Origin of the sequence: Desulfothermobacter acidiphilus (assembly GCF_052073645.1) — a bacterium.
Classification (GTDB): domain Bacteria; phylum Bacillota; class Desulfotomaculia; order Desulfotomaculales; family Ammonificaceae; genus Desulfothermobacter; species Desulfothermobacter acidiphilus.
Genome location: NZ_CM125440.1, coordinates 242,689 through 254,794, shown reverse-complemented (window position 1 = coordinate 254,794; position 12,106 = coordinate 242,689). Strand labels below are relative to the sequence as shown.

Sequence of the window (12,106 nt, the reverse complement as noted above, 5' to 3'; positions counted from 1 at the left end):
GCGCTCTGAAGTTGTGACCTCCCCCTCCTTTCAAGAGTGGGCTTTCCCGGCGGCCTCTAGTAGGAGGTACCCTTGAGGCTTTCCCACAGAATGCGGTTGAGGAGCTGATCCAATTCCTCGCTAGGGAAATCGGCCTGGGAAAAGTCCAGCCGCTGGGATAAGCCGGAGAGTCTCTCTAAAGCCGCAGGGCTAGCTTTGAAGTAGCTTCCGGCAAGTGGGACTCGGTGACCAGCCGGATCGCTAATCACTACCCCCCCCGATTCCGGCTCCCAGTGCACCTGGTAGCCCAGCGTTTCGGTCAAGCAACGCACCGGCACTTCTAGCCTGCCCGGAGGAGCGAGGAAAGGAGCCGCACCCATATCGCGCTGCTGGCCCCCCACTTCTATTACCGGGCTACCAATGGCAAAACGCAAAAGGCCACGGTCGCTATTCACGGTCACTGTCCCATCGCTAGGGTTCCAATTAATCCGGTCCGCCGGCATCCCCAACCCCTCTAGCAAATAACGCAGAGGCACATAAACCCTTCCCTGGCAAAGATCGGGAGTAATATCGGTAGGTATCTGCTTCAACTCCCGCCAGTTCCAATAGCCCTTTTCGCCCAAGGTAAACTGGCAAAGCCACTTTTCTCCGTAGGGCCGAACCGCGGGACCCAAAGCGCGATAAGGGCGAAAATCGGGGTGACTGGTAAAGCAGTCAAACATGGGAAGCGCCGCCGCATCGTACATGCTCATGGGCGGCAGTCCCAAGATGAGTTCCATCGTCCGCAACATGCTGGCCTGATCGTAGTGGGTGGAAATCACCGCCCCCCGCTTGGCGTAGGGGCTTATCACCAAACCCACCGTGCGATGGGCATCCACGTGGTCGCAACCGTTCTGGGCATCGTCCTCGACGACGAAGATAGCGCTATCGCGCCATACCGGGCTGTGCGAGATTTTTTCCACTATCTGCCCCAAAGCCAAATCATTCTGCGCCACCAATTCTTGAGGGGTGAGAAAACCCGGCTTTAAACCAGCGGTATGGTCGTTGGGCAGCCAGATATAGGTGAAAGCGGGAACTTGGCCGGAAGCCACTTCCCGATCGAACTCCCGCATGAAAACTCGGGCCCGATCGGTATCCGGATATTTTAGATCCCAACCCATGTAATCAAACTGATAGTGGCTGAGATAATGGGCCACCGCCCGCATCAGTTCCGGATTTTGGGCCATCCGCCGGGACAATTCCTGGCCGCCGGTGAGAATCTCCGAAAGATCGTTGCGTAGTTGCGGGTCCTGGCTTAGCATCCGCTCCAGTTCGTCCGGAGTCTGGTGATCGGCGTACGCTTTAAAGCGGTAATAGAAACGGCCCATGATGCCAGTCACGTTGCGACCGTCCGCTCGGCGCAAAAACTGGTAGTAGTTCTGGGTGAGAGGATCGTCCGGGCCCAGGACCCGGCACAAGACATAGTAAAGGCCGCTGTGCAGGTAGTAATTCTCCCCGTAAATCTTAAAGGGGAGGTGCCGCTCCTCCAGATGTTTCCAGATGTAGCCGTTGGGAGGATAGGTGATGGGCACCACCCCACCATCGTAATGGGGGTAGCGACCGGAATACAGAAGCGGGGTGTTCTTTTCCACGTAATCGGTGGAATAGGCCCCCGTAGTCCAGGCATGTCCCTGCACCGAGACTTCCGAGTCAGCGTAGAAGTTATCTAGGGTAAGAAAATCTCGGGACAGCGCGTGAGCGTTAGGGGTGATGGGTTGCCCGAAGAGCACCAGAGAAGCATCACCGTTAGCTCCGGGCAAGTCGCCTAGCACCTGATCGTAAGTGCGGTTTTCGCGCACAATGAAGAAGACATGCTTGATGGGGCTCTTCCCCCCCACGCACGCAGGAATGGGGTTCTTGCTTTCCCCCTGCGCCTTGCTGGCACTGGCCGCGGGTCCGCTAAGAGCATTGGAATAGACTCGCTCGGTCATCTGGGCCAGGTCCCTGGCATCGGGAGGGGCGAGGATGGATACGGTGCCAGTAATCATGTCGTAAATGTACTGACTCTGATTGGGTGCGTTGGTGCCTGGCTTGGGACCGTCGGGGTTGGGCCCCACGCCCATCCCTTTGCCGTTTAGCACCAGCAGTTGCTGGAGCGCGGGATTGTAGAGCACGCCGGTGGGATACCAAGCGGTGGGAATGTACCCCATTACCCGGTCCGAAGCAAGATCCACCACTGCTACCGCGTTGACTCCGGCCAGCGAAACGTACAGCCGCTCCCCTTGAGGTGAAAGGGCCAGTCCGGTGGGAGCCGCCCCGCTGGGTAACCCCTGAAAATGCAGGTCCACAGTGCGTAGCACCCGGTTGCTGGTGGTGTCGATCACCATCACGTTGTCGCTATTGGTGTTGGCAACGAAGAGCAGACGGCCATCCGGAGAAAGGAGGAGGGCCTCCGGCAGCTTCCCCACCGCGATCCGATTCGCTTCTTTCTGGCTTTGAAGGTCGATGACAGAGACGCTGTCCGCACCCCAGTTGCTAACATAAATAGCGCGGCCATCCAAAGAGGCAGTCACCCAGTAAGGGTAGCGCCCCACCCTTATCTCTCCCACCACCTGTTTCCGGCTCGGATCCACCAGCGCCACCTGATCGAGCAGGTTCTGGGCCACCGCCACCCGGCCATCGGGCAGCCAGGTTAGACCCGCGGGGTAACCGGCGACCGGGATCGCACCTTCGAGACGCAGTTGGCCGGCATTGAAGGCGAAAAGGTAGAGCTTGTTGTCATTTCCCCCGCTGACCAGCAGCTTTTTCCCGTCGGGGCTGAAGGCCACGCCGATGAAGCAGGCTGGTACCAGGGAACTCCCCACCTTTTGCTTCTTCACCAAGTCGATAATGGAAATTTCCTGATCTTTAGGGCTGCATCCGGTATTAACTACCGCCAAGTAGCGTCCGTCAGGTGTCAAAGCCGCGTTAGTAGGAAGGTTGCCCACTTTCACCTGCACGCCCGCCGGGCTCAAGAGCCAGTTGTCGGGCAGCACTTTCCCCACCTGAGTGGGAAGTTCGAGTCGCCTTTCCTCTGCCCAGGAGGAGACAGGGGTTAGAAGAAAAGCCAGCAGGAAAAAGAACAATCCCCACTCCGCCCATCTACGTTTGCGAACACCCGAGCACCACAGCATCCCTTAAACCAACTCCCCCGAAAAGTTTTGGTGCTCTCAGTCTAATAAGGCCAGGTTAAGCCCTTATTAGCTCAGGGTGGGAAGCTAATTAAAAATTTGTAAACGCACAAGACCGACTTTCTTCGACGGCGAAAAAACTTGAATCCGGATGGCGGGAATTACTCTTAGGTGGACAGAGATAGGGAATGGTTAGAACTCTTCCACAGCGGCGCAATGAAAGAATTCCTTTAGCTCCTCGGCAGAGGCTTCCAAGAAACGGCGCTGCTCTAAAAGCACCTGGCGCTTCCAGGCATGGTGCGAAGTGAAAGTGGGAGCCTGGGAGAGAAAACGCCGCCTGGGCGGTTTTTGCAGCCGTATGCGCCAGTCGCGATCTCCATTGGTCAGCAATTGCACCAGGCCGAGCTCGGATAAGATTTGCAAGCCGACTCGAAGCGTCTCCTGGCCCGGGCTGAGAAGGCCCATGCGACGAAGTTGAAGCAGGGCCTCTTCCCGCTTCAGCCGCAATTCTCCCTGGGCTCCGGCCTTTTCCCGCAGAAAACGGTAGAAAGACAACAGAGCGGAGCGAGGAAGAGCCAGCAGTTGAAGACGCCGCCTCGCCGACTCTCGATCCTGGTCCCCGTAGAGAAGTACCAGCCGCTTTCCTCCGGAACGCCGCAACCAATCCCATTGCTCGCGGGAAAAGAGGAGATCGAAAAGAATAACATTCCTTTCCGGCGCGAACCTCCCCCCTAACGCTGGAGTAGTGACCAGCACCGGGAGACAGCCATCGCGGGCTAACTGAACCAGCAAATTCTTGCAGGAACTCAAGCCGGCGTGAAAAAGAAAAATTTCTCCCGCACGCCCGGGCAGCAACAGGGAGAGGCGAGCAGCCACTTCGCAGGCCCGAGCGGGGGTCGCCACTACCACAGCCGCCGGCTCTTGGAGCAATTCCAATAATTGTTCCCAGCGCTGGGGATGGTTCCGCCAATCCACCAGCACCCCACGCTGGTAAACCTGTCGGGGCAAAGCTGGTTGCGCTTCCGGAAGATGAGCATCGAAGGGCAAAGCCAGTGTGACGGCTGCTCGATGCAGCAGCACCTGCTCGGAGGGTGGAGCGGGAAGAGCGGAACCGGAGGCAGGCCAGCACTCCAAGACCTTGAGCTCCGGAGCACCGGTGAGTTCGTTGATGGAAGGCTCAAACACCAGATCGAGCCAGCGAGGGAGCTCCTTCCCCCCCTGACCGAAAGCAATCCCCTCGCGGATCGCCCCGCCCTGGCGCAGGCGCAGCCGCAAATGCTCGTTCTCGCGCCCCACGCGCCGAGCTTCCAATAACTCTACCCGGCGGGCCAGCAGGCGGGGAGGTGGATTGCCCGGCCCGTACGGTTCCAACAGGCGCAAATCCTGCACCAACCGCGTCGTCAACTCTTCTAGCGTTAGCTCTAGGTCGGCCTCTGGTTCCGCCGGCTGAGTTTGGGCAGGAAGGGCAGACGCGTATCGGCGTAGCGCCTCGACCACCTTAGGCCAGGCGGACCGGGACACGGCGAAACCAGCCGCCCCAGCGTGGCCGCCGTAATCCAGCAGGTGAGGAGCGACCTGACTCAAAGCGCGAAAGACGTGAAACGTTTCCGGCGCCCTTCCCGAGCCTCTTCCCGTATCTCCTTCCCAAGCCACCACGAAGGCCGGGAGCCGGTAAAGAGAATGCAGCCGCTGGGCCACCAGCCCGGTTAAGCCCGGGGGCCAGTTCTCTCCGTCCACCAGCAGGATTGGAGTCGCGGCTTGGTGGGAAGCTTCGACTAACTGAATGGCTTCCGCCAGCACCGCGTTCTCCTGCTGCTGACGAACCCGATTTAACTCTTCCAGGCGGCGGGCCCATTCATTGGCCTCCTCTTGTCCGGCAAGAAGGCAACGAGCCGCCACGTCAGGATCGCCAATTCTACCAGCGGCGTTGAGCCGTGGAGCCAACACGTGGCTTAGGGTGCGAACCGAGGCTGGTTGGGCGACCCCTGCCACCTTCAGCAAGGCCGCGATCCCCGGGCGCACTGGGGAGCTATTCAAGCGGCGCAAGCCTTCCTTGACCAGAACCCGGTTTTCACCCAGAAGAGGCATAACATCGGCCACCGTTCCTAGGGCCACTAGATCCAGGCCCTCCGGGGCCATGTCCGGCAGCAAAGCGCTGGCTAGTTTGTAGGCTACCCCTACGCCCGCGAGTTCCTTGAAAGGATAAGCGCAATCTCTGCGGCGAGGATTGATCAAGGCTTGTGCTCTGGGAAGCTCTTCGGGAGGCTCATGGTGGTCGGTGATGAGTAAATCGAGGCCCATCTCGCAGCAAATCTGAGCTTCCTCATGCGCCTGCACCCCGCAATCTACGGTGACCACCAGGCTTACCCCCTGCTCCCGCACCCTCCGCAAGAGCTCCGCCTGCAACCCGTATCCCTCGGCGCGGGTGGGCAAATGGTAGGAGACCTCTTCCAACCCCAAACGGCGCAAGGCGGTAACCAGAAGCACGGTGGCCGTCACGCCGTCGGCATCGTAGTCACCCCACACCAGCACCTTTTCCCCTGCGGCCACAGCCGCTCGCAGGCGCGCCACGGCCCGCTCCATGTCTCGCATAGCCAGCGGTGGAGGGAGTTGACTCAGACTCCCGCGCAAAAAAAACTCCGCTTCTTCCAGCGTCTTGACGCCTCGCTGGAGCAATATGCGAATCAGCGCCGGTTCTACACCCAACTCCCGCGCCCACCAGGCGCTAACCAAGGCCAGTTGCGGGGCGGGAACCCGAACAGTCATGGCTGCTAAAGCCCCCGGCTTCCGGGTTTGGTGGTCGGAATCCCCTCCCGGCACAAGGGGCAAACAGAGGGTTCCCATGCCCTGACCGGCGCGCGTAGCAGAGATCGGAACGGCAGAGTAAAAGGCAGCGGTCGCTGGCTGCGATCCACCAGCGCTCCGAAACCTACCACGTCAGCTCCCCACTCGCGCACCACTTTAGCTACCTCCTCGACCGATCCCCCGGTGGTGACCACGTCCTCCACCACCAGGGCCCTCTCGCCCGTCCGGAGCACAAATCCCCGGCGCAACTCCATCTTCCCTCCCACCCGCTCGGTGAAGAGGGAGCGAACCCCTAAGGCGCGGGCAACTTCGTGCGCCACCAAGATCCCGCCCAACGCCGGCGCGATCACAACCTCCGCCGACAGGTCGGATAGCATCTCTGCCAGAGCTGCTCCCAGCCGGGTGGCGTGTTCCGGGTACTGCAGCACCAAAGCGCATTGAATGTAAATGTCGCTGTGAAGCCCGGAGGAAAGGATAAAATGCCCCCGGCGCCAGGCCCCGGTTCGCTCCAACAATTCCTTTACTTCTTCTTCGCGCACGACCCATTCCCCTCCATTTCCCTTCTTATGGATAAAGCCGCAGCTAGGGGATCGGAAGCGTTCAGAATAGGTCGCCCCACCACCAACCAATCGGCCCCCAGGCTCAAAGCCTCGGTCACTGTAGCGGTGCGTTTTTGATCCTCAGCTAGGCAGCCCGTTGGCCGGATTCCAGGCGTTACCAGGAGAAAATCTTCTCCCAGCTCGCGGCGGAGCAAAGCCGCCTCCCGGGGAGAGGCTACCACCCCATCCAACCCGCAGCCTTGCGCCAGGCGGGCCCAGGCCAGCACCCTTTCCGCTAACGGTTCGGGTACACCGAGCTCCCTTCGCAGGGCCACCTCGTCCAGACTGGTAAGCACCGTCACCGCCACCAGCCAGGGGCGGGGATACCCCTGGCGCTCAGCCTCTTCTTGAGCCGCTTCTCGCGCGGCCCGTAGCATTTCACTCCCACCGGCTGCGTGCACGTTGAGCAAGTTTACCCCGGACGCCACCAGAGCTCTCACTCCCCCGGCCACCGTGCTGGGGATATCGTGCAGCTTCAGGTCGGCGAAAAGAATTTCCGCCTTACCCCGCAGGTAATCCCAAACCGCCGGACCCACCCGGTAAAAAAGCCGCATCCCCACTTTGAAACCATCCACCACCGGAGCCAGGAGCTCCGCCAGTTCCCGCGCGCGGGACCAATCCTCCAGATCCAACGCCACCAGCAATCCGGGGCGCCTTATCGGTCGGCTACTTGCCCGATCAACTCCCGTACGTCCTCCACTCCTTCCTGGTGCAGATAGCGCTTCAACCCTTCTAGCAAGTCCCACACCAACCGGGGAGAAGCCAGGGTACCGCTCCCCACCGCCACCGCCTGCGCCCCGCAAAGGATAAAGGCCAGCACGTCCTCCACATCGACCACCCCTCCGATACCCACTATAGGAACCCGGAGCTCACGGTAAACCTGCCACACCGCCCATAGCGCTACCGGACGTATGGCGGGCCCCGATAACCCCCCGGTACCGCGACCCAAGAGCAAGGACCGACGCTTTATATCCACCGCCAAGCCGGGCAAAGTGTTGATGAGGGAAAGGCCGGTAGCGCCTCCCTCCACCGCTGCCCGAGCCACGGCCAGTAAATCGTTTCCCAGCACTCCCAGTTTAACCAGCAAAGGGAAGGACTCGCCCAGAGCTCGGCGCACGGCGCGGGTAACCTCTCGGGTAAGCTCAGGGTCTTGGCCAAAGAGGGTACCCGTACCCACATTGGGGCAGGACAGGTTGAGTTCCACCGCTGCTACCCCCGCCGCTGCCAGACGATTGGCCACTTCAACGTAATCTTCCACCGTCTCCCCTGCCACGCTACCGATGATGGTGGCGCCGGTATCCTGGAGGGCGGGTAGGAGCTCCGCCACCGCCTTATCGACCCCGGGATTCTCTAAGCCAATGCTGTTGAGCAAACCTGCCGGCGTCTCCACTATCCGGGGAGGAGGATTGCCCGGTCGGGGATAACGAGTCACGCTTTTAATGACCACCGCCCCCAAAGCGGCCAGATCACCAAAAGCGGCGTACTCCAAGCCGAAACCAAAAGTCCCCGAAGCGGTCACCAGCGGGTTTTTCAGCGTGAGGTGAGGCCCTAACGGCACCGAGAGGCGGAGTTGGCTCATTCCCACACCACCGTCGCTGCCCGGAAGACCGGACCGTCGGCGCATACCCTCTGGTACGCAAAGCCCTCGGCCGTTCGCACCTTAACCACGCAGCCGCGACAAGCCCCTACCCCACAGCCCATGCGCTCCTCCAAAGAAAATTCCGCTTCGCGACCCATATCCTGCAGGAAGGCGGCCAGTGCTCGGAGCATGGGAGGAGGTCCAGCAGCGCAGACTACTCCGGGCGGCAGCCCCTTGCGTCGCACCAACTCCACCACCGTGCCCTGTTCTCCTGCCGAACCATCCTCGGTAGCCAGGGAAAGCCGCACTCCCATCGCTTCCAATTCCCGCCGCAACACTAATTCGCGGGAACAGCGCGCGCCGTAAAACAGCAGCACCTCGTTACCTTGCCGGCAGCAAACCTTGGCTAAGAAAAAGAGGGGTGCGATACCAAGACCGCCAGCCACCAACACTACCGTTCCGGAAACTGGCACGGTGAACCCCCGGCCCAAAGGCCCTACCACATTGAGCCTTCTCCCCAGCCGGCGCTCAGCCAGGAGCCTGGTCCCTCGTCCCAGCACTCGGTAAAGCAGAGTCACCGCCCCTCTCCTCCTGTCCACAGAGTTGATGCTTAAGGGGCGACGGAGAAAAGGGTCCAGAGAAATGCTAGTCCGCACCATCAAAAACTGGCCAGGACGAGCCTGTTCCGCCACGGCAGGCGCGAAGAGTTCCAAGCGGTAAACACCGGGTGCCAAACAGCGCTGACCCAGGATTTCGGCTTCGTGAATCATACTTCGTTTTCCTCCCTATACTCCTGCAACGAAAGCACTGGCAGGCGGATTCCCTCGCGGCGTGCCCGTATCACTTCTACCACTGCTCGCATCGTGTCCAGCGAAGTGATGCATGGGATGCCTAACTCCACCGCCGCACGCCGGATGCGAAAACCTTCCCGCTCCGGCCGCCTCCCCTTGGTGAGAGTGTTAAGCACCATCTGGATCTTTCCCTCCCGTAAAAGATCCAGGATATTGGGCGAACCCTCGTGCAACTTACGCACCTGCTCCACCGGTAGCCCCGCCGCAGCCAGAAGGCGAGCCGTGCCTGAAGTGGCTAAGATCCTGAAGCCCAACTGCACCAACTCCCTCACCAGGTGCAGCGCCTCTTCCTTATCGCGGTCAGAGACGGTAACCAGCACTGCCCCTTCCTCCGGAAAAGCGTAGCCTGCCGCCACGCACCCCTTGTAAAGAGCAGCAGCGAAATCTTCCGCCACCCCCATCACCTCACCGGTGGACTTCATCTCCGGTCCCAGACTGATGTCCACATCCAGCAGCTTGGCGAAGGAGAACACCGGAACCTTGATGCCGAAATAACGACCGTTTTTATAGAGTCCGGTACCGTAACCTAATTGGCGCAATTTCTGCCCTAGGATCACCTTAACCGCCAGCCGGATCATAGGAACCGCGGTGATCTTGCTAAGATAGGGGACGGTGCGGCTGGCCCGGGGATTCACTTCCAGCACATAAACTTTCCCTTCGCCATCCACCACGTATTGGATGTTCAATAGACCCTTGATGCGAAGCGCCCGCGCCAGAGCTCCGGTGTAGGCTACCACCTGCTCCGTCACCGCATCGCTCAGCGTGCGCGGCGGGTAAACGGCGATACTATCCCCAGAGTGGATACCGGCCCGCTCGATATGCTCCATCACCCCGGGTATCAGCACTTCTTCCCCGTCGCTGATGGCATCTACTTCCACTTCTTTACCGAAAATATACTTGTCAACCAAAACAGGGTGCTCGGGACTTACCCGGACAGCGAAGCGCATGTATTCTTCCAGCTCTTCCCGGTTATACACTATCTCCATAGCCCGCCCGCCCAGTACGTAAGAGGGACGCACCAAAACGGGGAAACCCACCCTTTCGGCCACCACCAGAGCCTCTTCCAGCGACTTGGCTGCTCCTCCCGGAGGCCGGGGAATGCCTTCTTGCTCCAGCACCTGATCGAACCTTTCGCGATCCTCGGCCCGGTCGATGTCCTCCACCGAGGTCCCCAGCACGCGAAACCCCCCCTCCTCCAGAGGCCGGGCCAGATTGATAGCTGTCTGACCACCAAATTGCACCAGCACCCCCTCTGGCCGCTCTTTCTCTAAAACATTAAGCACGTCCTCAGCCACCAGGGGCTCGAAATAGAGGCGGTCGGCCGTATCGAAATCGGTAGAAACGGTTTCGGGATTATTATTGATAATGATGGCTCGGATACCCTCTTCGCGTAAAGCCCAGACGCAATGCACCGAACAATAATCGAATTCTATCCCTTGGCCGATGCGGATGGGACCAGAACCTAGTACCACCATCTTGCGCCCGCTCAGGGGCGAAGCCTCGTCTTCTTGCTCATAAGTAGAATAGTAGTAAGGGGTAGCCGCCTCGAACTCGGCGGCGCAGGTGTCCACCATCTTGTAAACCGGCCGTAGCCCCCAGCTCTGGCGCCGCTCCCGCACCACCTTTTCCTGAAGACCGGTAAACTCCGCTATGGTTCGATCGGAAAAGCCTAGCGTTTTAGCCCGTCGCAAGGCCGCGGCGTCGATATCGGGGCCCAAACGGCGCAATTCCTCTTCCATTTCTACCAAGCGCTTAATGCACTCCAGAAACCAAGGATTGATGGCCGAAAGCGCAGCTACTTTGGATACCGGGTAGCCACGGCGCAGAGCCTCGGCTACCACGAATACACGCTCATCAGTGGGGCTTTCCAATTTGGCTTCAATCTGCATGTCGGAAAAACGCTCGGCCTCCGGCAGTACCAGACCGTGCAAACCTATCTCCAGCGAGCGCACAGCCTTCAATAGCGCCTCTTCAAAGGTGCGGCCAATGGCCATCACCTCACCGGTAGACTTCATCTGGGTCCCTAGCACCCGGTTGGCCAAGGCGAACTTATCGAAAGGCCAGCGGGGAAACTTAACCACCACGTAGTCGATGGAGGGTTCAAAGCAGGCGTTGGTTTTACCAGTAACCGCGTTTTTGATCTCGTCGAGACGCAACCCCACCGCGATTTTGGCTGCCACTTTAGCTATGGGGTAACCGGTAGCCTTGGAGGCCAGGGCTGAGGAGCGTGAGACCCGAGGATTGACTTCGATGACATAATAGCGGAGACTGGCTGGGTCCAGCGCGAATTGAATGTTACACCCCCCCTGCACTCCCAAGGCGCGAATGATTTTAATAGCCGCCCGCCGTAACATCTGGTATTCTTTATCGCTCAGGGTCTGGGAGGGAGCCACCACAATGCTATCTCCGGTGTGAATCCCCATGGGATCGAAGTTTTCCATGCAACAGATGGTGATGCAATTGTCTTCCCCATCCCGCATCACCTCGAATTCCACTTCTTTCCACCCAGAGACCGACTGCTCCACCAGGATCTGGCTAATCAGGCTGTGCTTTAGCCCCCTGGTGGCTATCTCGATCAACTCTTCTTCGCCCCTGGCAATGCCACCCCCGGTGCCTCCTAGGGTGTAAGCAGGCCGCACCACCACCGGGAAACCTATTTCCTGAGCGAAGGCCACAGCTTCCTCCAAATGGGAGACGATGCGACTCTCCGGGATGGGCTCGCCAATGAGGCGCATGGTTTCCTTGAAGAGCTCCCGATCCTCGGCTTTTTCGATGGTGGCTAGGGGAGTACCCAGGAGCTCTACCCCCAACTCCTCCAGCACCCCCATGCGCCCCAGCTCCACCGCCAGGTTTAGGCCCGTTTGCCCACCCAAGGTGGGGAGAAGGCCATCCGGGCGCTCTTTCGCCAGCACCTTAGCCACAAACTCCGGGGTCAGGGGTTCTATGTACACCCGGTCGGCTATATGAGGGTCGGTCATGATGGTGGCCGGGTTGGAGTTAACCAATACCACTTCCAACCCTTCTTCGCGTAGGGCGCGACAAGCCTGAGTTCCGGAGTAATCAAACTCGGCCGCTTGCCCGATGATAATGGGACCGGAACCTATCACCATGATTTTCTTCAGGTCTTTCCTTCGTGGCATATCC

7 protein-coding genes are annotated in these 12,106 nt (G+C 59.7%); all 7 read right to left on the bottom strand.

Features of this window, described 5'->3' with window-relative positions; translation table 11 throughout:
- Nucleotides 1–56: 56 nt before the first annotated feature.
- Entirely contained in the window at nucleotides 57–3,131 is a 3,075-nt protein-coding gene (locus ACTLLP_RS01345) for a stalk domain-containing protein (protein WP_441060021.1), read from the bottom strand.
- Nucleotides 3,132–3,320: 189 nt separating this feature from the next.
- Nucleotides 3,321–5,894 (bottom strand): single-stranded-DNA-specific exonuclease RecJ, encoded by a 2,574-nt coding sequence (gene recJ / locus ACTLLP_RS01340; protein ID WP_441060019.1) that lies wholly within the window; start codon nucleotides 5,892–5,894, stop codon nucleotides 3,321–3,323.
- A gap of 5 nt (nucleotides 5,895–5,899) precedes the next feature.
- Nucleotides 5,900–6,472 (bottom strand): orotate phosphoribosyltransferase, encoded by a 573-nt coding sequence (pyrE, locus tag ACTLLP_RS01335; RefSeq protein ID WP_441060017.1) that lies wholly within the window; start codon nucleotides 6,470–6,472, stop codon nucleotides 5,900–5,902.
- Nucleotides 6,454–7,170, bottom strand: coding sequence for an orotidine-5'-phosphate decarboxylase (gene pyrF, locus ACTLLP_RS01330; protein WP_441061553.1), 717 nt, complete (start codon nucleotides 7,168–7,170; stop codon nucleotides 6,454–6,456). Before pyrF ends, pyrE begins: the two co-directional genes overlap by 19 nt.
- Nucleotides 7,171–7,187: 17 nt before the next feature.
- Nucleotides 7,188–8,156 (bottom strand): dihydroorotate dehydrogenase, encoded by a 969-nt coding sequence (locus ACTLLP_RS01325; RefSeq protein WP_441060015.1) that lies wholly within the window; start codon nucleotides 8,154–8,156, stop codon nucleotides 7,188–7,190.
- Complete coding sequence (locus ACTLLP_RS01320) at nucleotides 8,108–8,881, bottom strand: dihydroorotate dehydrogenase electron transfer subunit (protein WP_441060013.1); 774 nt, start codon at nucleotides 8,879–8,881, stop codon at nucleotides 8,108–8,110. The genes ACTLLP_RS01325 and ACTLLP_RS01320 overlap by 49 nt, the downstream gene beginning before the upstream one ends.
- Nucleotides 8,878–12,102, bottom strand: a complete 3,225-nt coding sequence (carB, locus tag ACTLLP_RS01315; RefSeq protein ID WP_441060011.1) for a carbamoyl-phosphate synthase large subunit — start codon at nucleotides 12,100–12,102, stop codon at nucleotides 8,878–8,880. Before carB ends, ACTLLP_RS01320 begins: the two co-directional genes overlap by 4 nt.
- Nucleotides 12,103–12,106: the final 4 nt, after the last annotated feature.

Bases quoted from the DNA above. Each gene is read 5' to 3' on its own strand.
- recJ (WP_441060019.1), bottom strand. From the start codon at position 5,894: ATGACTGTTCGGGTTCCCGCCCCGCAACTGGCCTTGGTTAGCGCCTGG.
- ACTLLP_RS01320 (WP_441060013.1), bottom strand. From the start codon at position 8,881: ATGATTCACGAAGCCGAAATCCTGGGTCAGCGCTGTTTGGCACCCGGT.
- ACTLLP_RS01325 (WP_441060015.1), bottom strand. From the start codon at position 8,156: ATGCGCCGACGGTCCGGTCTTCCGGGCAGCGACGGTGGTGTGGGAATG.
- carB (WP_441060011.1), bottom strand. From the start codon at position 12,102: ATGCCACGAAGGAAAGACCTGAAGAAAATCATGGTGATAGGTTCCGGT.
- ACTLLP_RS01345 (WP_441060021.1), bottom strand. From the start codon at position 3,131: ATGCTGTGGTGCTCGGGTGTTCGCAAACGTAGATGGGCGGAGTGGGGA.